Source organism: Rhizobacter sp., from assembly GCA_019635355.1.
In the GTDB taxonomy this organism is placed as follows: Bacteria; Pseudomonadota; Gammaproteobacteria; order Burkholderiales; family Burkholderiaceae_C; genus Rhizobacter.
In genome coordinates, this window is sequence record JAHBZQ010000001.1 from 3,821,107 (window position 1) to 3,845,834 (window position 24,728).

18 protein-coding genes are annotated in these 24,728 nt (G+C 70.6%); 11 read left to right on the top strand and 7 right to left on the bottom strand.

Annotation, left to right across the window (positions count from 1 at the left end; all coding sequences use genetic code 11):
- Window positions 1–5 precede the first annotated feature (5 nt).
- From KF892_17595 to KF892_17615, 5 genes are all read left to right on the top strand, one after another.
- Complete coding sequence (locus KF892_17595; protein MBX3626837.1) at window positions 6–1,775, top strand: DUF1800 domain-containing protein; 1,770 nt, start codon at window positions 6–8, stop codon at window positions 1,773–1,775.
- Window positions 1,776–1,825: 50 nt separating this feature from the next.
- Window positions 1,826–3,253, top strand: coding sequence for a DUF1501 domain-containing protein (locus KF892_17600; GenBank protein MBX3626838.1), 1,428 nt, complete (start codon window positions 1,826–1,828; stop codon window positions 3,251–3,253).
- Between the two features lie 138 nt (window positions 3,254–3,391).
- Complete coding sequence (locus KF892_17605) at window positions 3,392–6,643, top strand: response regulator (GenBank protein ID MBX3626839.1); 3,252 nt, start codon at window positions 3,392–3,394, stop codon at window positions 6,641–6,643.
- Window positions 6,644–6,645: 2 nt separating this feature from the next.
- The gene (locus KF892_17610; protein ID MBX3626840.1) at window positions 6,646–7,284 is read left to right on the top strand and encodes a response regulator; all 639 of its coding nucleotides are present in this window, start codon (window positions 6,646–6,648) and stop codon (window positions 7,282–7,284) included.
- Between the two features lie 164 nt (window positions 7,285–7,448).
- Window positions 7,449–9,002 (top strand): MCP four helix bundle domain-containing protein, encoded by a 1,554-nt coding sequence (locus tag KF892_17615; GenBank protein ID MBX3626841.1) that lies wholly within the window; start codon window positions 7,449–7,451, stop codon window positions 9,000–9,002.
- Here KF892_17615 and KF892_17620 read toward each other — a convergent pair.
- Window positions 8,992–9,657, bottom strand: coding sequence for a lysoplasmalogenase (locus tag KF892_17620; protein MBX3626842.1), 666 nt, complete (start codon window positions 9,655–9,657; stop codon window positions 8,992–8,994). The two genes, KF892_17615 and KF892_17620, sit on opposite strands and share 11 nt — an antisense overlap.
- Window positions 9,654–10,646 (bottom strand): hypothetical protein, encoded by a 993-nt coding sequence (locus tag KF892_17625; protein MBX3626843.1) that lies wholly within the window; start codon window positions 10,644–10,646, stop codon window positions 9,654–9,656. The genes KF892_17620 and KF892_17625 overlap by 4 nt, the downstream gene beginning before the upstream one ends.
- Before the next feature lie 186 nt (window positions 10,647–10,832).
- Between KF892_17625 and KF892_17630 the strand changes: the two genes are divergently transcribed.
- Window positions 10,833–12,857 (top strand): hypothetical protein, encoded by a 2,025-nt coding sequence (locus KF892_17630; GenBank protein ID MBX3626844.1) that lies wholly within the window; start codon window positions 10,833–10,835, stop codon window positions 12,855–12,857.
- Window positions 12,858–12,867: 10 nt separating this feature from the next.
- On the opposite strand, the gene KF892_17635 is transcribed toward KF892_17630, so the two are convergent.
- From KF892_17635 to KF892_17645, 3 genes are all read right to left on the bottom strand, one after another.
- Entirely contained in the window at window positions 12,868–13,785 is a 918-nt protein-coding gene (locus KF892_17635; GenBank protein MBX3626845.1) for a helix-turn-helix transcriptional regulator, read from the bottom strand.
- Window positions 13,786–13,847: 62 nt separating this feature from the next.
- Window positions 13,848–14,252, bottom strand: a complete 405-nt coding sequence (locus tag KF892_17640; GenBank protein MBX3626846.1) for a GFA family protein — start codon at window positions 14,250–14,252, stop codon at window positions 13,848–13,850.
- An 80-nt stretch (window positions 14,253–14,332) separates the two neighbouring features.
- Window positions 14,333–16,366, bottom strand: a complete 2,034-nt coding sequence (locus tag KF892_17645) for a UvrD-helicase domain-containing protein (GenBank protein ID MBX3626847.1) — start codon at window positions 16,364–16,366, stop codon at window positions 14,333–14,335.
- A gap of 80 nt (window positions 16,367–16,446) precedes the next feature.
- Between KF892_17645 and KF892_17650 the strand changes: the two genes are divergently transcribed.
- Window positions 16,447–17,961 (top strand): alkaline phosphatase D family protein, encoded by a 1,515-nt coding sequence (locus KF892_17650; GenBank protein MBX3626848.1) that lies wholly within the window; start codon window positions 16,447–16,449, stop codon window positions 17,959–17,961.
- A gap of 220 nt (window positions 17,962–18,181) precedes the next feature.
- Here the strand turns inward: KF892_17650 and KF892_17655 are convergent, their stop codons facing one another.
- Window positions 18,182–19,087, bottom strand: coding sequence for a LysR family transcriptional regulator (locus KF892_17655; protein ID MBX3626849.1), 906 nt, complete (start codon window positions 19,085–19,087; stop codon window positions 18,182–18,184).
- A gap of 94 nt (window positions 19,088–19,181) precedes the next feature.
- Here KF892_17655 and KF892_17660 point away from each other — a divergent pair, with 94 nt between their 5' ends.
- Both KF892_17660 and KF892_17665 read left to right on the top strand, forming a co-directional pair.
- Window positions 19,182–19,946, top strand: a complete 765-nt coding sequence (locus tag KF892_17660; GenBank protein ID MBX3626850.1) for an SDR family oxidoreductase — start codon at window positions 19,182–19,184, stop codon at window positions 19,944–19,946.
- Window positions 19,947–19,995: 49 nt separating this feature from the next.
- A complete protein-coding gene (locus tag KF892_17665; protein ID MBX3626851.1) occupies window positions 19,996–20,985 on the top strand; it encodes an AEC family transporter in 990 nt (329 codons plus the stop codon).
- Between the two features lie 3 nt (window positions 20,986–20,988).
- On the opposite strand, the gene sppA is transcribed toward KF892_17665, so the two are convergent.
- Complete coding sequence (sppA, locus tag KF892_17670) at window positions 20,989–22,839, bottom strand: signal peptide peptidase SppA (protein MBX3626852.1); 1,851 nt, start codon at window positions 22,837–22,839, stop codon at window positions 20,989–20,991.
- 288 nt (window positions 22,840–23,127) lie between these two features.
- On the opposite strand from sppA, the gene KF892_17675 reads away from it, so the two are divergent.
- Together KF892_17675 and KF892_17680 are read left to right on the top strand one after the other, a co-directional pair.
- Entirely contained in the window at window positions 23,128–23,514 is a 387-nt protein-coding gene (locus tag KF892_17675) for a DUF488 family protein (GenBank protein ID MBX3626853.1), read from the top strand.
- A 32-nt stretch (window positions 23,515–23,546) separates the two neighbouring features.
- Entirely contained in the window at window positions 23,547–24,701 is a 1,155-nt protein-coding gene (locus KF892_17680) for an FAD-dependent oxidoreductase (protein ID MBX3626854.1), read from the top strand.
- Window positions 24,702–24,728: the final 27 nt, after the last annotated feature.

The window sequence follows — 24,728 nt, forward strand, 5'->3', positions numbered from 1 at the left end:
CGCGCATGCGCGGCGTCGAGCGCTGGCAGCATGTGGTGGTGGGCGCTCTCTTCGCCGCGGTGCTGGCCGGTTGTGGCGGTGGCGGCGGTGGTGGTGGCAGCAGTGCTCCTGCGCCGGCGCCCGGCACCGGCTCGCAGAACCCGCCGCCTCCACCCCCGCCGCCGCCTCCTCCTCCGCCCCCCGCCACCCTCTCGCAGCGCGACGCCGTGCGCCTGGCCGACCAGGCCACCTTCGGCCCGACCGAAGCGCTCGTGGCCAGCATCCGATCGCAGGGGGCTTCGGCCTGGGTGGCCGCGCAGATGCAGCTCAACAGCTCGCGCTACACCAGCGGTGGCGATGGCGCCGTGCACCAGTACACCGGCGCGGGCGAGTTCTGCAACGGCCGTGGCACCAACTGCTGGCGCGACTGGTACTCCACCGAGCCGCTGCTGTCGGATTTCTACCGCAACGCGCTCGGCCAGCCCGACCAGCTGCGCCAGCGTGTTGCGTATGCGTTGCAACAAATCGTTGTCGTCAACAACCTCGACGTCTCGGGCACCTACGGCTTTCGCAACTACCACAACGTGCTGATCCGCGAGGCCTTCGGCAACTACCGGCAGGTGCTGAAGAAGGTGACGCAATCGCCGGTGATGGGCGACTTCCTCAACAACGCCAACAACGACAAGGACGCGCCCAACGAGAACTTCGCGCGCGAGCTGCTGCAGCTCTTCTCCATCGGCACCTGCGAGCTCAACGCCGACGGCACGCTGCGCGGCGGCACCTGCACGCCCACGTACACCAACGAGCAGGTGCGCGCCTACGCCTATGCGCTCACCGGCTGGACGTATCCCGCCGGTGGCGCCACCTCGTATGGCTGCTACCCCACCGGCGCCAACTGCCGCTACTACGGCGGTGCGAACGACGGCGACATGGTGCCCGTCGCCCGCTACCACGACACCGCCGCCCGCACGCTGCTCAACGGCTACTCGCTGAGCGCCGGTCACACCGCGCCGCAGGCGCTCGAGACCGTGCTCGACAGCGTGATGACACACCCCAACACCGCGCCCTTCATCGGCAAGCAGCTGATCCAGCACCTGGTCAGCAGCAACCCGTCGCCGGCCTACGTGGGGCGTGTGGCCACGGCCTTCGCGACCGGCCGCTACGGCAGCTTCGGCACCGGCCAGCGCGGCGACCTCGCGGCCACGGTGGCCGCTGTGCTGCTCGACGCCGAGGCGCGCGGCGACACGCCCGGCCGCACCCAGGGCAAGCTGCGCGAGCCGGTGCTCATGTTCACCGGCGTGCTGCGTGGCCTGAACGGCACCAGCGACGGCGAATCGCTCGGCTGGTGGTGGGGCGAGACGATGCGCCAGCACATGTTCCGCGCGCCCTCGGTCTTCAACTTCTATCCGCCCGACTACCCCGTCGCCGGCACCGCGCTCGTGGGCCCGGCCTTCGGCATCCACAACGCCAACACCGCGCTCGCGCGGCTCAACTACCTCACCTACCTGCTCGACTGGGGCGGCACCCCCGCGTCGAGCAGCGGCGCGGCCAACCCGCTCGGCACGCTCGTGAACCTCTCGGCCTACACCGCCGACGCCACCGACGCGGGTGTGCTGGTCGACCGCCTGTCCAACCTCGCGCTCGGCCGCACGCTGACCGGCACGGCCCGCAGCGAGGTCGTGCGCGCCACCGAGTGGTGGACGTCCTCGCGCGACCCCGCCAACTGGCGCGTGAACCGCGTGAAGACCGCGGCCTTCCTGATCTACGGCTCCCCTCACTACCACGTGCAACGCTGAGGACGACGACGAACATGAACCGCAAAGCCTCTTCCCAAGCGCTGCCCACGATGAACCGCCGCCAATGGCTGCTGCGCAACAGCGCTGCGCTGGCCGGCGCCCTGGGCGTCGGCACGCTCGCCAACCTCACCCTCGGCACGCGCCGCGCCTGGGCCGGCGACTACAAGGCGCTGGTGTGCGTCTTCCTCTATGGCGGCAACGACGGCCTCAACATGGTCGTGCCCAACGACGCCACACGCTACGGCCAGTACGCCGCCGTGCGCCGCGGCCTCGCCCTCCCGCAGGCGAGCCTGCTGCCGATGAGCGGCATCAACTACGGCCTGCACCCGGCCCTCGCCGGCCTCGCGCCCGCCTGGGCGGCCGGCGACCTCGCGCCCGTCTTCAACGTCGGCACGCTGGCGCGGCCGCTCACCAAGAGCCAGTTCCGCGCGCTGCCCGAGAGTTCGCCCGACAAACCGGCCAACCTCTTCTCGCACTCCGACCAGCAGATCGAGTGGGAGACCGGCAGCACCAGCCCGCTCACCCGCAGCGGCTGGGGTGGCCGCGCATCGGCTGCGCTCGGCACCGTCAACCCGGTGATCTCGGTGGCCGGCAGCACACGCTTCGGCCTCACCGAATCGGTGTCGCCGCTCGTGCTGCCCGACACGCCGGGCGATGTGTTCGGCGCCTACGTGCTCACGCCCGAGGCGCAGCAGTACGCACCCTTCGTGGCACGCAAGGATGCGCTCAACGCGCTCTACGCCAGCGGGCAGGACAACGACCTCGCCGAGGCCTACGCCACGGCGCAGCGCAATGCGTTCGCCGTCTCCGAGCGGCTGGGCGGCCTGGTGGCGGTCGAGCCGGGCGGTGCGGGCGCGGTGGCGGCCATCGACGCTGCCTTCGCCTCGCTCGTCGGCAGCGACGGCGAATTCACGACCGGCCTCGGGGGCCAGCTGTACCAGATCGCCAAGCTCATCGTCGCCAACGCCACCGTGGGTGGCAACAAGCAGATGTTCTTTGCCTCGCTCGACGGTTTCGACACCCACGGCAACCAGGTCGCCGGCGGCGCGCCCACCACCGGCAACCACGCCAACCTGCTGCGCGAGCTGGGCGATGCGCTTGGCGCCTTCTACACCGCGATGCACACGCTCGGCCTCGGCCCCGACGTCACCGCCTTCACACAGAGCGACTTCGGCCGCACCTTCGTGCCCAACAACAGCCTGGGCACCGACCACGCCTGGGGCAACACGCAACTCGTGGTGGGCGGTGCGGTCAACGGTGGCGCGAGCTACGGCACCTTCCCGCAGCTCGTGCTCGGCGGCCCCGACGACGTGGGCGTCGACAACTGGGAGCTGCAGGGCCGCTGGATCCCCACCACGGCCGTCTCGCAATACGCGGCCACGCTGCTCGCGTGGTTTGGCGCCAGCGATGCGCAGATCGACACCGCGCTGCCGGGCCTCGCGGCCTTCGGCAGCAACCGCCGCCTGGCCTTTCTTTGATGCTTCTCTGACGTATTGCTGACGTGGAGGCCGCGCGTGCCGCGGCCTGGCACTGGTGTTTGCGCCGGGGTGTGCGCTGAGGGCGGTGCGTGGCATCATGGCCCGACCCCTCCGGGCCATCCGAAGAACACAACACCCATGCCGGACGCTGGCCGACCCGCGCGCATTCCGCTCAGACGCAGCCTGCTGATGGCGGCGTTCACGCTGGTGTTCGGGGCGCTGCTGGCGTTCATCGTGCTGCTCTATGCGGTGGTGGTGCGCCCGATCAGCGCCGATCTCGCCGCCTCGCAGCTCACCGCTGCCTCCGACCAGGTGGGTTCGCGCCTGCGCACGCTCGTGAGCCGCGTCGAGGCCATCGCGCGCATGAACCGCGAGTGGGGTCGCGCCGGCCTGGTCGACCTCGACGAGCCGCGCGCGTTCAACGCGCTCTACCAGCCCATCCTCGAACACGGCCCGCAGCTCTCGTCGATGGTGGTGGCCAGCGCCACCGGGCGCGAGTTGCTGTTGCTGCGCCTGCCCGAAGGCCGCTGGCTCAACCGGCTCACCGACCCCGCCAAACGCCCGGGCCGGGCTCATTTCCTGAGCTGGGATGCCGAGGGCCGCCTGCTCGGCGAAGAGACACGCGAACTCGACTACGACGCCCGCACCCGGCCCTGGTTTCGCGGTGGCCTCGAGCTCGCGCAAGACGGCGACACCTTCTGGAGCGAGCCCTATACCTTCCGCTCGTCCAACGAGCCTGGCCTCTCGGTGGTCGTGCGCTGGGCCGACCGCAGCGGCCTGCGCCATGTGATGACGGCCGACCTGAAGCTCGCCGACCTGTCGCGCTTCACACGCGACATCACCGCCGGCCGCAACGGCTTCGCGGCGATCTTCACGCAGGACGGCCGTGTGATCGGCATGCCCAAGGCCGCCCGCTTCGCCGACGACGAGGCGATGAAACGCGCCGTGCTGCTGCAGGCCGATGCGCTCGACGTGCCCCCGTTGCGTGAGGGCTTTCGCCGCTGGCGCAGCGACGGCGCGCAAGACCGCCAGCTCATGCGCTTCGAGGTCGACGGGCAGGAGTGGCTCGCCACCTTCACGCGCAGCCAGTTCGGCACCCGCACCTTCTGGGTCACGACGATGGCCCCGCTCGACGATTTCGCGCCCGCCTTCTCGCAGCCTGCGCTCATCGTGGTGGGGCTGGCGCTCGCGAGCCTGCTGCTCGCCTGGGGCGTGGCGGCGTGGCTCGCGCGGCGCTTCACCCGGCCGCTCGGCGAGCTGGCGCGCCGCAGCGAGCGCATCGGCCAGCTCGACCTGGGCGAGCCGGTGCAGGTGCACACGCCGTGGATCGAACTCGACGCGCTGGCGCAATCGCTCGACACCATGCGCGAGCGCCTGCAGCAGGCCAACGACACGCTGGAAGCCAAGGTCGAGGAGCGCACGCGCGAGCTGGCCATTGCGAAAGACCAGGCCGATGCGGCGGCCGGCGCCAAGGCCGAGTTCCTGGCCAACATGAGCCACGAGATCCGCACGCCGATGAACGCCATCCTCGGCATGACCGACCTCGCGCTGCGCACCGAGCTCACCGTGCGCCAGAAGGGCTACCTGCAGAAGGCGCGCGCGGCGGCCGACTCGCTGCTGGCCATCCTCAACGACATCCTCGACTTCTCGAAGGTCGAGGCCGGCAAGCTCGAACTCGAGCAGCGCGAGTTCAGCCTGCAGGGCGTGTTCGACCGGGTCACCGCCATCGTCGGCCTGAAGGCGCAGCAAAAAGGCCTCGAGCTGCTGATGAACACTGCGCCCGAGGTGCCCGCGCGGCTGGTGGGCGACCCGCTGCGGCTCGAGCAGGTGCTCATCAACCTCTGCACCAACGCCGTCAAGTTCACCGACAGCGGCGAGATCGTGGTCGTGACCGTGCGCACGCTGGTCTCGGCCGACGAGCGCGTGACGCTGCGCTTCTCGGTGCGCGACACCGGCATCGGCATCGCAGAGGCGCAGGTGGCGGGCCTCTTCCAGCCCTTCGCGCAGGTCGATGCGTCGACCACGCGGCAGTACGGCGGCACCGGCCTGGGTCTTGCGATCTGCAAGCAGCTCGTCACGCTGATGGGCGGCGAGATCGGCGTGAAGAGCCAGCTCGGCCGCGGCAGCGACTTCTTCTTCACCGCCGAATTCGGCGTGCCGGTGCAGGCGGGCGACGCGCCCGTGCCGCACGCCGAAGGCGGCGGCCTCAAGGTGCTGGTGGTCGACGACAGCGCCAACTCGCGCGAGATCTTCCAGGGCCTCCTGAGCGGCCTCGGCCACCGCGCCACGCTCGTCGCCTCGGGCGAAGACGCGCTCGCCGAACTCAAGCGTGCCCAGGCCGGCCGCGAGCCCTATGCGCTGGTGCTGCTCGACTGGAAGATGCCCGGCCTCGATGGCTTCGAGGTGGTGCACCGCATGCGGCAAGACGTGTCGCTCGTGCCGCTGCCGCGGATCATCCTCGTCACCGCCTACGGCGACGAAGAGCTGCCCCGGCGTGCGGCGCGCGAGGGGCTCGCGGGCTGCCTCGGCAAGCCGGTGAGCAGCTCCACGCTGCATGACAGCATCGTCGACGCCTTCGGCTACCCCGCGGCCGTGCCGGCCCAGGCCGGCGCCGCCGTCGTGCCGCGGGCGCTGGCGGGCCGGCGTGTGCTGCTGGTGGAAGACAACGAGTTCAACCAGGTCGTTGCGGTGGAGCTGCTGCGCGACGTGGCCGGCATGGAGGTGCTGCTCGCGCCCAACGGTCAGGCTGCCGTCGAGGCGGTCCAGCGCGAGGCACCCGAGCTCGTGCTGATGGACGTGCAGATGCCGGTGATGGACGGCTACGAGGCCACACGCCAGATCCGACGCGACCCGGCGCATGCCGGTCTGCCCATCATCGCGATGACGGCGCATGCGATGCAGCGCGACCGCGACAACGGCCTGGCCGCCGGCATGAACGACCACGTCGTCAAGCCCTTCGTGCCCGAGGCGCTCTTCGCCATCATCGAGCGATGGCTGCCGCCGCCGTCGGCCGAGGTGGAGCCCGAGGCCGTCTCCGCCGAACTCGGCCTCAAGAACTGCCTCGGTCGCCGCGAGCTCTACGAGAAGATCCTGCGCCGCTTCCTCGACACCCGGGCCGGCGATGCCACTGCGCTGCAAAAGGCTTTGGCCGAGGGCCGCAGCGTCGATGCGGCGATGATTGCGCACGCGGTCGTCTCGAACGCGGGAACCATCGGAGCCGCCGCCCTGTCAGACACGGCCAAGAGCCTTCAGCTGGCCCTCGATGCCGACGAGCGCTCCACCTGGGCCACGCTGGCGGCGGAGTTTGCCCGCCAGCACGCCCGGGTGATCGCGCAACTGCGCAAGCGTTTCCCCGACACCCCCCCACCCGCTTCAGACCCTTCGTCCTGACCGTGCCCCGTTCCTCCCGTTCCGCCACCGACAAGACACCCTCCCGCTCCGGCCAGCCGCCTCGGACCTACTCCACCGCCTACGTCGCGCGGCGGCTGGGCATCTCCATCCCCACGGTGCAGCGCTGGGTCGATGCCGGCCGGCTGAAGGCCTGGAAGACCCCCGGCGGCCACCGCCGCATCGACGCCGCCAGCGCCGACCGCCTCTTCGAGACGCAGGCCGCGCCGGGCGAGTCCGGCGACGAGGCCATGCCCCAAGGGGCCGAGGCGCTGTCGGTCGTGATCGTCGACGACAACGCCGAAGACAGCGAGCTCCTGCGCGAGCTTGTTGCCACGGCGCTGCCGCAGGCGCAGGTGACGGTGTTCGAAAGCGGCATCCAGGCGCTGGTGGCCATCGGCCAGCACGCGCCCGAGGTCGTGATCACCGACATCGTCATGCCCCACATGAACGGCGTCGAGATGCTGCGCCAGCTCTCCACGCAGTGCGTGGTGCGCCCGCGGCTCATCGTGGCCGTCTCCAGCTTCGGCGAGAAGCGCCTGGCCGAGCTGGGCGAGCCGCCGCCGCAGGTGCACTTCGTGCCCAAGCCGGTCGACCCCGAGCCCTTCATCGCACTGTTGCAAGGTGTGTGTGGCGTGGCATGAGCCCACTGTCTGCACCCGCTTGGGGCTTGGGCGGGAACTGAAGGGTGTTGCCGCCGCATCTCGCGGCTTTCGTTCAATTCGTTCAAATTAAAGTCCTCTCCGATGGCCTCCGATAAGGGGGTGACGGCGCCTCGTCATGGCGTGTGGATCGTGGGTGGATGGACATGAACGGACTCAAGGACCTGAAGATCGGAACCCGGCTGAGCCTCGTGCTCGCCTGCGTGTTGGTGGCTCTGGCGGCTGTCGCAGGCGCGGGCTTGTGGGGCCTCGGCGCGGTGTCGAACGCGAGTCAGCATGCGCTGGCGCAGGACGTGCAGCTGGCCCAGCAGGCGCTGGAAATCCAGACCCTCGTGCTGCTGGAACGCCGCTACGAGAAGGACGCGTTCATCAACCTCGCCGAGGCCGACAAGCGCGTGGCCTACGTGAAGAAATGGACCGAGACCCGCGCACGCATGGTCGAGGCCCTGGCGAAGCTGCGCAAGCTCGACCTGACCCCCGAAGATGCCCAGGCCGCCGAGGCGATGGCCCGCCATTTCGACCGCTACGCCGCCGGCTTCGAGGCGACCATGGCGATGGTCCAGCGAGGTGAGCTGGCCACCACGCAGGCGGCCAACACCGAACTCGGCAAGTACAAGGGCGACGTGCAGGGCATGGAGTCCACCAGCGAGAAGATCAACGACCACGCCGCCGAGCGCGCCCAGGCGGTGGCCCCGCTGATCGCCGCCACGCAGGCGCGCGGCCAGGCCCTGCAGCTCGGCTTCTCGGCGCTCGCCATCCTGCTGGCCATCGGGCTGTGCCTGTGGGTCACGCGCTCGATCACCGTGCCGCTGGCGCATGCGGTCGCCATCGCCGAGACCGTGGCGCGCGGCGACCTCGGCTCGCGCATCGGCGCCACCTCGAAAGACGAGGTCGGCCAGCTGCTGGGTGCCCTCGGTCGCATGAACGACAGCCTGGTGAAGATCGTGGGCGACGTGCGCAACGCGTCCGACTCCATCGCCACCGGCTCGGCCCAGATCGCCACCGGCAACGCCGACCTCAGCCAGCGCACCGAAGAGCAGGCGAGCAACCTGCAGCAGACCGCCGCCTCGATGGAGCAGCTCACCGTCACCGTGAAGAACAACGCCGACACCGCCCGCCAGGCCACGCAGCTCGCCTCTGGCGCTGCCGCGGTGGCCGCGCAGGGCGGCAGCGTCGTCGGCCAGGTGGTCGAGACCATGCAGGGCATCAGCGAGAGCTCGAAGAAGATCGCCGACATCATCGGCGTGATCGACGGCATCGCGTTCCAGACCAACATCCTCGCGTTGAACGCCGCAGTGGAAGCGGCACGCGCCGGCGAGCAGGGCCGCGGCTTCGCGGTGGTGGCCGGCGAGGTGCGCACGTTGGCGCAGCGCTCGGCGCAGGCGGCGAAAGAGATCAAGAGCCTGATCGGCGAGAGCGTCGGCAAGGTCGAGACCGGCACCCAGCTCGTGGGCGACGCCGGCCGCACGATGGACGACATCGTGGCGCAGGTGCGCAAGGTCAACGACCTCATCGGCGAGATCAGCAGCGCGAGCGGCGAGCAGACCTCGGGCATCGGCCAGATCAACGACGCGGTGACGCAGCTCGATCAGGTCACGCAGCAGAACGCCGCGCTGGTGGAAGAGAGCGCCGCCGCGGCCGAGAGCCTCAAGAACCAGGCGCAGCGCCTGGCCGAGGCGGTGTCGATCTTCAAGCTCTGACGCGGCCCCGTGCCGGCAGCGACGCCGCGATGCACAGCTGCGCCAGCCAGTAGGTCGACAAAATCCACAGCGCCGACAGCGGCAGCGGGCTCGCGAACTTGTTGATGGCGAGCAGGCTGTCGGACGCCAGGAAGAGGGCGCCACCGAGGGCCGCAGCGCGCGCGAGCGGCGAGGCCGGCGCATGGCGCCACCACGCCCCCGCCTGCGCCGCCATGCAGGCGAGGCACACCACATAGCCCACCACCGGCGCGCGCAAGGCCGCCGGCACGCCGCTCCACAGCTGGCTCAGGATGAGCATCGCGATCACGCCGTAGATCGCGAACGCGGCGGGCTTGGCGCCGAAGCGCACCGGCACGCTGAAGGCCGCGATATAGGCCAGGTGTGCCAGCAGGAAAGACACCAGCCCGAAGAGAAAGCCTTCCTTCGGCCACAGCAGGAACACATCGCCCGCTAGCGAGAGCCACAGCCCGATCAGCACGCGGCGCCGCTGCACCGGCACCTCGTGGCCGCGGGTGAACGCCCAGGCGATCACGAGCAGCGTGGTCAGCGGCTTGAAGACGAAGGCGAGCTGCGGGGGCAGGGCGCCGGTGGCGGCGGCGATGCACAGCGCGGCGCTCACGATCGCGAGCAGCGGCAGGGCAGGGGTGGGGGTCATGGGCGGGGTGCGGCATGCGGCCGCAGTTCTTCGAGGTGCTGGCGCAGGTAGCGCAGGAGGGTACGCCGCTTCTCGGGCCCGCGCACGCCCTCGCCGGCGGTCGCGCCCGGTTCGGCCAGCAGCGCCGGGAAGCGCTCTTCCACCCGCGCGTAGATCGCGCGCCAGAGCTTCTTCACGGTGTGCATCGACACGCCCAGCAGCACGGCGATCTCCTCGTCCGGCTCGTCGAAGAGGGCGCGCCGCAGCAGCCGCTGCTCGGCCCCGCGGAAGTGGAAGCGCGGCGGCGTGTGCTCGAAGATCTCGCGCAGCTGGAAGCCCGGCAGCTTCTGCAGTGCCTCGCGGCGCGTGAGGCTGAAGAGTTCGGGTAGGCCCTGGCCGCTGGCCGGGCGGTTGTGCGCGCTGCGCTGGACCATGCCCACGCTTGCCATGTACTCGCGCTCCGATTGCCACGCTTCCTGGAACACCTCGCGCACGCGGTGTCCGGCGTGTGCGACGCGCATCGCCACCACACCGGCCGACAGCACCGCCACGGCATGCGGGTCGCGCATGTCGCCATTGCGCTGCTGGTAGTGCAGCACCATGAAGCTCACGCCGCCGTCGTCGTCGGTCGAGGCATTCGCGCGGGCCAGCTCGCGCTCGCCGGGCGGTGCGGTGTGCCCGTCGAGCAGCTCGGCGTAGAGCTGCCGCGTGACCCACGGGTCGGATGTGCCGCGCAGGCGCTGCGCCCAGGCGTCGTCGAGCGCGATCGACATGCCCAGCGCCTGCAGCCGCTGCCCCGCGGGGGCGGCCACGTCTTCGATGGCATCGGCGTTGAAGCCCGGGTGGTGCAGCAGGCGTGCCCACAGCGCGGGCAGGGCGGCGTGTTGGTCCTGGCTCAGGGCCAGCCAGGGCGGCACCAGGGCGAGCGCTTCGGCGAAGTCGGCCGGGCGCAGCAGCCGGCGCTGCAGCGAGGGGCGGCCGTGCGGTGAGTCGTGCGGAGGTGTCGGCATCTCGGGCCGCCGATTCTGCCTGCGGCCTTCGTTCACGGGGTGCGGACGCGCGGACAGCAATCGCGGCGTGCCGGACATGGCCGCGCAGCCCGTCGATTTCCAGAATCCACGCCTTTCAACTGAAGCGAATCCGCAGCGAGGCATGCCGTGACGTACCGACCGATGAACGAGAGAAGAAGGGCCTTCGTGAAATGGATGGCCGGCGGCGCCGCGGTGGCGACGGCGGTGCCGGCGCTCGTGGCGTGCGGCGGTGGTGGTGGCAGCGGCGGCGCGCCGGCCGAGGGCGGCAACCCGCCCGACGGCAGCTTCGACGCCGAGCGCTTCGATGCGATCGCCGACATCGAGGACATGAGCCGCCGCCTCTCGCTCACCACCTCCACGCCGCTGGGTTTCGTGCAGGCGCTGGCGGCCTACATGCGCACGCTCGACGCCTACGAGCGTGCCGGCTACAACGAAGAGTCCTTGTGCGCCTGGGGCATCTTTCGCGATGGCCGCACGCACATCGTCGCCAACAACCGGCTGCCCGCAGCCCCCGCGAGCCCCACCGCTCAGCGCGAGCACCCGCTCGCGAGCGGCCTGCCGCAGGCACGGCAGGCGCGGCTGCTGCACACCTTCGGCACCGGCTTCGACGACGGGCAGGGCATGGTCAACGAACTCACCACCTGGCTCGACAACGCCGGCTACCAGGTGCGCAGCGGCGGCCAGGAAGGCGACGGCCGCCTCACCGCGCTGCGTGCCGTGAAGGGCGACGGCTTCTTCTACATCAACACCCACGGCGGCTGGGGCGACGCGCTCCACGCCGACGGCAGCACCACCGGCGGCACGGTGTTCTCGATCCAGTCGTCGACGCTCGTCGATGCGGTGCTGGAGCGCACGCCCGAGATGCGCGAAGACCTGGCCGACGGACGCCTCACCTATTTCACCGCGCGCAACGGGCTCACCAAGACCATCCTCGGCATCGAGTACCCCGACCACGACACCCGCTACGGCATCACCGACAGGTTCGTGCGGGCGCATTGGGCGTTCGCGCCCAACAGCGTGGTGCTCGTCAACGCTTGCGTGAGTGCGCGGCCCGCGAGCAACGGCCGCCCGCTCGCCGCGCCCTTCTACGACGCCTGCCTCGCCAAAGGCGCCGGGGCCTACCTCGGCTGGACCAACACCGTCTCGGCCACCGGCGCCTTCAGCGTGCCGCGCCGTTTCGTCGACCGCGTGCTCGGCGCCAACGCCTACCAACCCGAGTCGCCGCGCCAGCGGGCCTTCGTCGTGGCCGACGTGATGGAGGAGCTGGCCGACAAGGGCCTCGACCGCGACCCCGACAGCAGCGCCGTCTTCGTGCTGCGCGCGAACGGCGACGCACCCACCGTGATGCCTGGTCTCAAGGAGATGGTGGTCGACGAATTCCGCGACGAGCTGGTGCTGATCGGCGACTTCGGCCCGCGCGAGACCACCGGCCCCAACGTCGGCCGGGTCACCGTCGACGGCCACGAGCGCAGCGTGCTGAGCTGGACGGCCACCCGCATCGTCTGCGCACTGCCGCGCATTGGCGCGGGCTCGGCGGGCGCGGTGCGGGTGCAGGTGGGCGAGCACCGCAGCAACGTGCGCTGGATCACCCGCTGGACCACCACGCTCGACTACCGCTGGGAAGACCCGGCACGCCCCGGCTTGCGCGTGGCCGGCGTGGGCACGATCCGCCACCGGGCCGACGTGGGCCGCACGCGGGCCAAGCCTGGCGAAGCGCCCGAAGCGCCGGTGCGCTATGCCGTCACCACGCGCGATTCCTCGCTGCCCCTGCAGGCGAGCGGCAGCCACACCGACGGGCCCGACTGCACCTTCACCTGGAGCGGCGCGATGACCTACCCGGGCACGCACCTCACCAACGGCCACGTGTTCTTCGCCGACCTGAAGATCGACACCGACACCCGCACCGGCGCGCTCGGCCTGGCGCTCGGTGCGACCGGGCCCGATTTCACCGAGTCGGGCTGCAGCCGCGACCCGGCGCGCTTCGCCGTGGTGTTCCTCGAGATGCACCGCATCGAGCAGTTCGGTCGCTACAACAATGGCACGACGGTGATGGTGCCCATGCCCGCACTCGACGTGAGTTTCGGTGCCGACTTCACCCTCGCTGGCGGCAGCTTCGAGCGCGACCAGATGCACCTCAGCTGGACCTCGGCCGCGCCCGAGTTCGCGCCTCAGCCCGACGATGCGATCTGAGGGCGTGCCCTCAGGCGCGCGGCGAGCTGCGTGTCTCGCGCTTGTAGGCCTTCGAGAAGGCAAAGCCGCTCGAGTAGCCCACGCGCTCGGCCACCTGGTCGAGCGAGAGGCGGCGGTCTTCGAGCAGCCGCCGCGCCTGTGCCATGCGCCAGCGCGTGAGGTAGCGCAGCGGCGCGTCGCCCACCGCCGCGGCGAAGCGTTCGCAGAAGGCAGTGCGGCTCATGTGGCACAGCTCGGCGAGGGCCTTCACCGACCAGTCATGCGCCGGCTCGGTGTGGATGGCCCGCAGCGCGGGCGCAAGGGCGGGGTCGGGCCGCAGCGCCGGGGGCGCGGCATCGGCCGCGGCGCTCAGCTGCGTGAGGATCACGTGGCGCAGCAGCGCGTTGACCGATTCGTTGAGCCCGACGGCGGCGCCACCGCGCGGCAGGTCGGTCATCCAGCGCATCGGCTGCGACAGCGGCTCGACCCAGGCGTGGTGGCCGTGCAGGTGCACCACCGGCGGCAGGCGCGCCACGAGCGGCTGGGCCTGCAGCTCGTGCGTCCAGAAGAAGCTGCCAAAGACGTGCGCCACCGGCGCAGCGTGCTCCACGGTGAAGGTGCGCCGGCCGTCGTGCAGGTGCGTGCGGGCGAATTCGAGCATCGGCTGTGCGGCGGCGTGTGGGTCGGTCGCCACCTCGTGCCGGCCGCCGTGCGGCAGGAAGAGCAGCTCTCCGGCGCGCAGCGTGCCGCGCCAGCCGCTCGGGGTGTGGTGCACCGCCAGGGCCTCGCCCTGCGCCAGGTACAGCGGCGCCCGCGACCGGCTGTCGACCACCAGGCGCTGCGCCCCGCCGATGCCCGACTGGAAGTGCAGCACCGGGTCGAACGAGAGCGTGTCGACCACGGCTTCAAGGTCGGCGCCAGGGCGGGTGGAGTGGGCTCGGGTTGGCACGGCGCGGATGATGTCGCCCGCGCCGTGCGGCCGCCAGACCTCTAAAAGAGGCCCATGCGCGCTCAGAGGTGGCGCGTCTCAGCCGGTGTGTTCCACCAGGCGTTGTGACGGCCGTCGGAGTAGTGCACCGGTGCTGCGATCAGCTCGGCCGGCTCCGCGTTGTCGAGGCAGGCCACCTGCACCGACACGTAGTCGCCGCCGATCTGCTCGATGTAGCCGCGCCCGAACGAACGCACGCCGCAGGTCTTGCAGAAGAGGTGGTGCGCGCTCTGGGTGTTGAACTGGTAGTCGCTGAGCGCCGCTTCATCGGTCAGCAGGCGGAACGCATCGGGCTTGATCGTGATGCCCCAGTTGCGCGTCTTGGTGCAGATCGAGCAATTGCACTTGCCGGTGCCGGCGGCGAGGTCGAGGTCGGCTTCGAAGCGCACGGCGCCGCAGTGGCAGCTGCCGGTGTAGGTCTTCAGCATGGTGAGGCTCCCGCAGTCAGAGAAGGGCGGGATCTTGCGCGGCGGCTGCTGACAACGCAGTGTCAGCAGCCGCGTGGCGCTCAGGGTTTCACGTCGGCCTGCGCGGCGCGTTTGGCGGCGGCCTCGCGCAGCAGGCGCAGCTTCTCACGCGGGTCTTCCTTCGACTTGGCCTCGTGCAGCTTCATCTCGCCGATGAAGCGGCTCGGGATGGCCTGCACCGTGTCGCGGCCCTTCTTGCGACGGCGCAGCACGTTCACCGCCAGCGTGCGCCGCGCGCGGGTGATGCCCACGTACATCAGGCGGCGCTCTTCTTCCAGGCGCTCGGGCGTCATCTCGTCGTCGTCGCTCTTGAAGGGCAGCAGCCCTTCGTTCACACCGGCCAGCACCACGTGCGGCCACTCGAGGCCCTTGCTCGCGTGCAGGGTGGAAAGGGTCACCACGTCTTGCTCGTCGCCGCGCTCGGCGAGGCTGATGATGACGGAGATGGTCTGCGCCACGTCGAGCACCGTCTTCTTCTCGGTCTCGAAGGTGGCACCGCCGTCGTTCTCGATCTCGCCGCCGCAGCGCTTGGCGATCCAGTCGACGAAGTCGAGCACGTTGGTCCAGCGGCTGGCCGCCAGCTTCTCGCTGTCTTCGCCTTCGTAGAGGTGCTTCTCGTAGTCGATGTCTTTCAGCCAGCCGAGCAGCAGCGCCTTCGCGTCTTCGCTGCCCGAGGTGTGGCGGGCGCGGTATTCGAGGTCGTTCACGTAGCGGCCGAACTCGTGCAGCGAGCCGATGGCGCGGGCGTTGAGCACGGTGCCGAGCGACTCGGCGAAGAGCGCTTCGTAGAGGCTCGTCTTGAAGCGCTTGCTGAACTCGCCGAGCGCGCCCAGCGTCTGGTGGCCGATGCCGCGCTTCGGGGTCGTGACGGCGCGCAGGAAGGCCGGGTCGTCGTCGTTGTTGACCAAGAGGCGCAGCCAGGCGCAGAGGTCCTTGATCTCGGCGCGGTCGAAGAAGCTCTGGCCGCCCGACACCTTGTACGGGATCTCGGCGCGGCGCAGCGCCTTCTCGAAGACACGCGCCTGGTGGTTGGCGCGGTAGAGCACGGCGAAGTCCTTGAACGCGACTTCACCGCCCTGGCCTCTGAGCGACTGGATGCGCGCCACGGCCCGCTCGGCCTCGTGCTCCTCGTTGTCGCACTCGACCACCTGCACCGGGTCGCCGTCGCCCAGGTCGCTCCAGAGCTTCTTCTCGAAGAGCTTGGGGTTGTGGCCGATCACCGCATTGGCCGCGCGCAGGATGTGGCCGGTCGAGCGGTAGTTCTGCTCCAGCGGGATCACCTTCAGCTGCGGGTACTCGGCGGGCAGGCGGCGCAGGTTCTCGATGGTGGCGCCGCGCCAGCCGTAGATCGACTGGTCGTCGTCGCCCACGGCGGTGAACATTGCGCGCTCGCCGGCCAGCGACTTCAGAAGCTCGTACTGGATGGCGTTGGTGTCCTGGTACTCGTCGACCAGCAGGTAGCGCAGGGTGTTCTGCCATTTGGCGCGCGCTTCGGCGTCGCGCTGGAAGAGCTGGTGCGGCAGGCCGATCAGGTCGTCGAAGTCGACCGCCTGGTACGCCGCGAGGCGCTCTTCATAGCGCTTCATCACCTGCTGGGCGATGCGCTCGTCGTCGTTCTGCGGCTCGACGGTGTCGGCGTTCTTGCCCTGGTTCTTCCACAGGCTGATGGTCCATTGCCAGCGGCGGGCCAGCGCGTTGTCGCTGCTGCTGCCGGCGTCTTTCAACACGCCGAGCACGTCGTCGCTGTCGAGGATGCTGAACTGCGGCTTCAGGCCCAGGCGCTCGCCCTCGGTGCGCAGGATGCGCACGCCCAACGAGTGGAAGGTGCTCACCACCAGGTCTTTCGCGGCACGCGGGCCGATCAGCGCCTTGGCGCGCTCGCGCATTTCCTGCGCGGCCTTGTTGGTGAAGGTGATGGCGGCGATCTGCGAAGGCGCGTAGTCGGCCTGCAGCAGGCGGGCGATCTTGTGGGTGATGACGCGGGTCTTGCCGGAGCCGGCGCCGGCCAGCACCAGGCAGGGCCCGCCCAGGTGGTGCACCGCGTCCATCTGGGCTGAATTGAGGGTGTCTGCCATGGGTACTTCCGAGAGCGCGGCGGATCATAGCCAAGGCCCCTTCGCCAGGCTGTCGTGCCGCTGTGGTAAACCGCCGCGCCATGAGCCTTGTGATCACCCGCCGCCAAGTTCTTGCCACGCTTGCTGCCGCGCCCTGGTTCGTCCGCCATGCGCGGGCGGCCGACGTGCCGCGTTTTGCCCTCGGCATCGCCTCGGGGCACCCCCGGCCCGACCGGCTCGTGCTGTGGACGCGCCTCTCGGGCGCCGACCTGCCCGAGCGTGTTGACGTGCGCTGGGAACTCGCGCACGACGAAGCCTTCACCCGCATCGCCGCGCGTGGCACCGAGGTGGCCGAGGCCGCCTGGGCGCACAGCGTGCACGCCGAGCCGCAGGGGCTGGAGCCGGGAAGGGGGTACTGGTACCGCTTCAGCGCGCTCGGCCAGCGCAGCGCGGTGGGCCGCACGCGCACCGCCCCCGCGGCCGATGCTGCCGCGCCGCTGCGCTTTGCGATCGCGAGCTGCCAGCGCTGGGACCACAACCACTACGCCGCCTGGCGCCATCTGGCCACGCAAGACCTTGACCTCGTGCTCTTCCTCGGCGACTACATCTACGAGTACGCCTCGCCGCCCACCGCCGTGCGCCTGCACGAGGGCCCCACCACGCTCACGCTCGACGACTACCGCGCCCGCTACGCGCAGTACAAGAGCGACCCGGCGCTGCAGGCCGCGCACGCCCACGCCCCCTGGCTCACCGTGTGGGACGACCACGAGATCGAGAACGACTACGCCGCCGGCACGCCGCAGGGCGGCCCCGAGCCGCTCTTCGCCAGCCGGCGCGCGGCGGCCACGCAGGCCTATTGGGAGCACATGCCGTTTCCGAAGGCGTGGCGCCCGCGCGGCAGCGACCTGCGCCTCTACGCGCGCTACGACTGGGGCACGCTCGCCCGCATCCACACGCTCGACGACCGCCAGTACCGCGACGTGCAGGCCTGCCCGCGGCCCAACCGCAACGGCTCCAACACGGTGGCGTTCAAGGACTGTGCGGCGCTCGTCGACCCGCGGCGTTCGCTGCTCGGCGCGGCCCAGGAACGCTGGCTCGCCGACGGCTGGGACACCGAGCGCCCCTGGAACCTCGTCGCCCAGCAGACCTTGATGGCGCGTTTTAGCTGGACCGACCCCGCCCAGGGCGGCGGCACCTACTGGACCGACGGCTGGGACGGCTACGCCGCTTCGCGCCAGCGCCTGCTGCAAGGCGTGGCCGAGCGCAAGCTCCCCGGTGCGGTGGTGCTGGGCGGTGACGTGCACGCGCATTACGTGGCCGACCTGAAGGTGGACTACGACGACGCCAAGTCGCCGGTCGTCGCGAGCGAGTTCTGCGGCACCTCGATCTCGAGCAACGGCATGGCGCAGTCGCGCGTGAGCGCCGCGCTGCCCCACAACCCGCACCTGAACTACGCGCGCAGCGACCAGCGCGGCTACGTGAGCTTCACGCTCGACGCGAAGCGGCTGCAGGCGCAGCTGCATGCGGTGCTCGACCCGAAGAACCCGGCCTCCGAGGTGAACGTGGCGGCGCGCTTCGCCGTCGAGCTGGGCCGGCCCGGGCCGCAGGCGTCCTGACAGGCGGAACGAGCCGGGCGGGCGGCGGCCAACCCTTGCGTAGTCCCGCGTAGGTGCAGTCGCGTAAGCCGCTCAGTAGAGAGCCCTCTCCTGAGCAAAAACGTACAAAGGCCCGGATACTCCGGCCCCTGCCGGCACCACCCTGCCGGCCCCAGTGAAGTACACAACCCCCCGCCACACGCGGGGGGCGATTGGGGCCAGGGCCAGGGCGATCTGGGCCTCAATGGTCGAGGTAGGGCGCGAGGGTCTCCGCCACCCAGGCCATGAACACCTGCACCCGCTGCGGCAGGTTGCGCCGGTTGGCGTACAGCAATGACACCGGCAGCGAGGGCGCCCGATGCTGCGGCATCACCTCCACCAGCAGCCCGCGCGCGAGCAGCGACGCCAGCCCCGCCGCCGGCGCCTGGATCAGCCCCAAGCCCGCCACGCAGGCCGATTGATAGGCCTCGGTGCTGTTGACCGTGAGCACGCTCGGCATCGCGAGGGTGCGCACGCGGCCCTCATGCACGTACTCCCAGCCGCTGGGCTTCGCCCCCAGCGTGGGCACGTAGTGGATCGCCCGGTGCGAGGCCAGGTCCTCGAGCGTCTTCGGCGTGCCGTGCTGCGCCAGGTAGCCCGGGCTCGCGCAATTGATCTGCCGCAGCTGGCCCACCGGCCGCGCCACCAGGCCCGAGTCGGCCAGTGGCCCCACGCGCAGCACGCAGTCGAAGCCTTCGCGCACCACGTCGACCCGGCGGTCGGTGCTGCTGAACTCGAAGCTCAGCTGCGGGTGCGCGGCGAGGAATTCCGGCAGGCGCGGAATGATCTGGTCGCGTGCGATCAGCGTGGGCATGTCCACCCGCAGCCGGCCGCGCAGCGACTGCGGCCCCTGCTGCTGGAACATGCCCTGCAGCTCGTCCATGTCGTCCAGCAGGTCCTTGCAGCGCTCGTAGAAGGCCTGGCCGTCTTGCGTGAGCTGCACCTTGCGGGTGGTGCGGTGGAGCAGGCGTGTGCCGAGCTGGCCTTCGAGCTGCTGCACGGCGGTCGACACGCGCGCCTTGGGCAGCGCCAGCTGCTCGGCGGCCTGGGTGAAGCTGCTGAGTTCGGCCACGCGCACGAAGATCTGCAGGCCTTCGATTGTTTTCATGGGTTGAACAAACTGATCTAGATAAGCGTATTTATTGCGAAGGATTGGACCAATAAAGTGCCTTCACCACAACCCATCCCGAAAGGCACTTCCCATGAACACCTCCCCCACCATCGCCCTCATCACCGGCGGCAGCCGCGGTCTCGGCAAGAGCATGGCGCTCAAGCTGGCCGAGCAGGGCCACGACCTCATCCTCACCTACCGGGCGAATGCGGCCGAGGCGCAGGCCGTCGTCACGCAGGTGGCGCAACTGGGGCGCCGGGCCGTCGCCCTGGCGCTCGACGTGGGCGACAGCCGCGGTTTCAGCGACTTCGCCGCCCAGGTGAAGCGGGCCCTGGCGCAGCACTGGCAGCGCGAGCGCTTCGACTTCCTCGTCAACAACGCCGGCATGGGCCACCACGCGAGCTTCGCCGAGACCACCGAGGCGCAGTTCGACGAGCTGATGAACGTGCACCTGAAGGGCCCGTACTTCCTCACGCAGGCGCTGCTGCCGCTGCTCGCCGACGGTGGGCGCATCGTCAACGTGTCGTCGGGCCTCACGCGCTTCGCGCTGCCGGGGTATGCGGCCTACTCCGCGATGAAGGGCGGCGTGGAGGTGCTCACGCGCTTTCTCGCCAAGGAGCTGGGCCCGCGCCGCATTGCCGTCAACACCCTGGCCCCCGGTGCCATCGAGACCGACTTCGGCGGCGGCCTGGTGCGTGACAACGCGCAGTTCAACGCCGCCATCGCCGCGCAGACGGCGCTCGGCCGCGTGGGCCTGCCCGACGACATCGGCGGTGCCGTGGCCGCACTGCTGTCGCCCGGTGCTGGCTGGGTCAACGCGCAGCGCATCGAGGTGTCGGGCGGCCAGATGATCTGACGCACACGCGACCCCCGCGGCCAGGCCGCTTGCGATACTCGCCGCTCCCATGCAGGCGATCCTGGCCGTCACCGTTCCCTTCTTCGCGCTCGTGCTGTGCGGCTACCTCGCTGCCCGGCAGCGGGTGTTGCCCGAAGCGGCCATCCCCGGGCTCAACGCCTTCGTGCTCTTCTTCGCGCTGCCGTGCATGCTCTTCCGCTTCGGCGCGAGCATGCCCTTCGCGCAGCTCATCAACCCGGCGCTGATCGGCGTCTATGCGCTGAGCGCGGTGGTGGTGGTGCTCTTCACCGTGGCGGTCACGCTGCGGCGCGCCGACGGCAAGGGCGTCGACACCAAGAACGCCGCCTTCGGCGCGCTGGTGGCGGCGTTCCCCAACACCGGCTTCATGGGCGTGCCGCTGCTGGTGGCGCTGCTGGGCGACAAGGCCGCGGGGCCGGTGATCGGCACCGTGCTCACCGACCTCTTCCTCACGAGCTCGCTCTGCATCGCGATCGCGCAGGCCGGCCCGGCCGACGACGGCGCGCCGCACGACAGCCTCTGGGCCACCGTGCTGCGCTCGCTGCGCGGCGCGCTGAGCAACCCGCTGCCGTGGTCCATCGGCCTGGGCGCGGCGCTCGCGGCCAGCGGGCTCGAGCTGCCGGGGCCGGTGTCGCAGGTGATCAAGATGCTGGGCGACGCGGCCACGCCGGTGGCGCTCTTCACCATCGGTGCGGTGCTGTGGCGCGCCGGCCAGCATGCGCACACGCGCACGCCGGTGGGCCAGTACCTGCCCGTCGCGCTGATCAAACTCTTCGTGCACCCGCTGCTGGTGCTGGGCATCGGCGTGCTGCTGCGCGCGGCCGGCGTGCCCATGCCCGAGTTCGGGCTCATGGTGCTGATGCTCGCGGCGGCGCTGCCGAGCGCGAGCAATGTCTCGCTGCTCGCCGAGCGCTACGGCGCCGACAACGGGCGCGTGGCCCGCATCATCATGGCGAGCACGGTGCTGGCCTTCGTCACCTTCTCGCTGCTGGCCTGGGGCCTGGGCGTCGGGCGCAGCTGAGGGTCACGGTGCGCTGCACAGGCAGTGCGCCACCGCGGCAAACGGCTTGCGGCCTTCGGTCAGCTCGCTGACCCAGCCCAGCTCGCGGCGCGCTTCGCGCAGCACCGGGGCCACACCCGGCGCCACTTGCGCGTCGAGCCAGCGACTCAGGCTCGTGTGCACGCTCGCGCTCAGCCATTCGAGCAGGCGCTCGGCCCGCCCCGGCTCGGGCTGGATGTAGACCACGCGCGGGTTTTCGCCCAGCTGCGCGCGTTTCGCCGCTGCCTTCAAGGCGTCGGCATAACCGCCGAGCGTGTCGACGAGGCCCCGCTCCTTCGCCTGCGCACCGGTCCACACCCGGCCCTGCGCCACCGCGTCGATCTTGTCGGGCGTGGTCTTGCGGGCCTGCGCGGCCTTGGTGGTGAAGTCGGTGTAGACGTGGTTGATGGTCGCCTGCAGCAGCTCGGCGAAGCGCGGGTCGAGCGGGCGGCGCGGGTCACCGGCGCCGGCCAGCCAAGTGGTGGTGACGCCGCCGGTGTGCACGCCGATCTTCTCGAGCGCCTTGTCGGCCGAGGGCAGCAGCGTGAAGACGCCGATGGAGCCGGTGACGGTGCCCGCATCGGCCAGCAGCTCGTCGGTGGCGAGCGAGATCCAGTAGCCACCCGACGCGGCGACGTCGCCCATCGACACGATCACCGGCTTGCCCGCGGCGCGCGTGAGCTCCAGCTCGCGGCGGATCAGCTCCGAGGCATAGGCCGAGCCGCCGGGCGAATTCACGCGCAGCACCACGGCCTTGACCGACTTGTCGTCGCGCGCCTTGCGGATCAGGTCGGCCGTCGACAGCCCGCCCACCTGGCCGGCCGGCGCGCGGCCGTCGACGATCTCGCCTTCGGCGATCACCACGCCGATCGCGTCGCCCACGAGCGCGGGTTTCTGGCGGGCGAGGTACTGGTCGAACGCCACCTGGCGGAAGGTCTTGCCCTCGGCGTCTTTCGCGCCGCGCTCGATCATCAGCTGGCGCAGCTCGTCGCGCGTCTTGAGACCGTCGACGAGCTTGGCCGACAGGGCGAGCTTGGCCGGGTCGCCCCCGGCCGCGGTGAGGCGGGCGGGCAGCTCGTTGATGATTGCCATCAGCGTGCCGGCGGGCAGCTTGCGCGCCTTTTCCACGCCGTCGACATAGCTGCCCCACAGGCCGTTGTAGGCGTAGCCCATCGCCTCGATCGTCTCGGGCGACGGGCCGTTGAGCGTGAAGGGCTCGCCGAAGTTCTTGTAGGTGCCGGCACGCACGAGGTTGACGCTGATGCCCAGCTTGTCGAGCGCGTCGCGGTAGTAGTTCTGGTAGCGGCCGAAGCCCTTCACGAACACCATGCCCATCGGGTGCAGCAGCACCTCGTCGGCCTGCGCGGCGAGGAAGTACTGCGCCTGCTCGTAGTGGCCGCTCCAGGCGGTGAGCTTCTTGCCGCTGGCCTTGAAGCGCTGCAGCGCCGCGGCCACCTCGCGCAGGCTGGCCATGCCGCCGCCCTGGAACTCGTCGAGCACCAGCACGGCGTGCGTGATGTGCGGGTCGCGTGCGGCGGCGTCGAGCACCGTCAGCACGTCGCGCAGCTGGGTGCTGCGCGGGGCTTCGCCGGCCAGCTGGGCGAACGCGGCGTCGCGCACGCCTTGCGCATGCTGCTCGACCAGCGGGCCGCGCAGGTTGAGCACAAGGGCGGTCTTGTCCTCGAGCTTCGGCGCGCCGCTGGTGAAGAGCGCCACCAGCACCACCACCAGGATCAGCAGGAAGACCAGGTTGAACACCAGGCGGCGGGTGCCGTCGATCAGCCACCAGAGGCGCCCCAACCAGCGGCGGACGGCAGAACGGGGAGCAGTGGACATGCGGGACTCCGGGGTGTGAACCACGTCACTGTAAGGGAGGGGCGCCGAGGGCATAGGGTGTAACCGCTGGTGAGAAAACGGCCCGCTGGCGGCAAGACGCGGCGTTGTCCTACAAACGCATCGTGCAGTGCGTCATAGCATTTGTCTCGGGCCACGGTTCCCTCCTCCCTCCCTCCCTGAATGCTGTGGCTCATTCGGCGGGCCTTGTGCGAAAGCACGGCCCGCTTTCTTTTTGGGCAAACCTCGGCCGATGCACACAATGGCGGCTTCTCATTCGAGGAGCCGCCCATGCCCATCCGCATCGTCCGACTCGGCGAGCCGCGCGCGGCCGGTGAAGGCGTTCGCTTCGGCACCGTGCGCCGCCCGCCCCGCGGCGTGCCCAAGGCCGAGTTCGCCACGCGCGACTACTACGACGTCTGGCTGCCCAACCTCGCGCCGAGCGAGGCGCTGATGAAGGAAGGGCAGGCGGCCGAGACGGACGCGCAATGGAAAGCCTTCGCCCGCCGCTACACCGCCGAGATGAAGGCGCCCGAGCACGCGCACCTGCTCGACGCGCTGGCCGCCTTGTCGCACCAGACGGCGTTTGCCGTCGGCTGCTATTGCGAAGACGAGAATCGCTGCCACCGCTCGCTGCTGCGCGGCCTTCTGGCCGAGCGCGGTGCCGCGATCACCTGATACTTCCTGCCCTCTGAACCGAACCTGCGCCCATGTCTTCCCAACCCCTCGTCATCGTCGGCTCCGGCCTCGCCGGCTACAACCTCGCCCGCGAGTTCCGCAAGCTCGACAAGGAGACGCCGCTCGTCGTCGTGAGCCGCGACCACGCCGGCTTCTATTCCAAGCCCATGCTCTCGAACGCGCTGGCCGGCAAGAAGACCGCGGCCACGCTCGTGATGAAGGCGGCCGAGAAGATGCGCGAGGAGCTCAACGCCACGCTGCTCACCCACACCGGGCTCAAGCGCCTCGACACCGCGGCGCAGACGGTCGAGCTCAGCAACGGCGAGACGCTGCACTACCGCGACCTCGCGCTGGCGCTGGGCGCCGACCCGATCCGCCTGCCGCTCGCGGGCGACGCCGAGCCCGAGGTGATGTCGGTCAACGACCTCGACGACTACGCCCGTTTCGCCGAGCGGCTGGAAGGGGCCGACACCGTGGCCATCCTCGGCGGGGGGCTGATCGGCTGCGAGTTCGCCAACGACCTGCTGCACCGCGGCGTGGCGCCGACGGTGATCGACGTGGCCGGCACGCTGCTGTCGCGCCTCTTGCCGCCGCAGGCGAGCGAGCGCCTGCAGGGCAAGCTCGAAGCGGCGGGCGTGGCGTTTCGCCTCGGCGTGTCGGTGAGCCGTGTCGACCGTGACGGCAATGGCTACCAGCTCACGCTCAGCGACGGCAGCCGCCTCTACGCCGACCGCGTGCTCTCGGCCATCGGCCTCAAGCCCCGCACCGCGCTCGCCGCCGAGGCCCGCCTCGCCACCCAGCGCGGCATCACCACCGATCGCCTGCTCGCCACCAGCGCGCCGCACGTCTACGCACTCGGCGACTGCGCCGAAGTGGCCGGCCTGTCGCTGCCCTTCGTGCTGCCGCTGATGGCGCAGACCCGCGCGCTCGCCGCCACGCTGGCCGGCACGCCCACGCCGGTGGTCTACCCCGCGATGCCGGTCACGGTGAAGACCCCCGCCTGCCCAACCGTCGTCTGCCCGCCGCTGCCGGGCGCAGAAGGCTCGTGGAGCGTCGAGCTGAGCGACGACGCCTGCACGGCCAGGTTCACCGATGCGGCGGGCCAGCTGCTCGGGTTTGCCCTGCTCGGCGCAGCGGTCTCGCAACGCCAGGCGCTGGCGGTGCAGGTGCCGGCCTGGTTGGCGTGAGAAAGCGCAAGCGCGGATCTGCGCGGC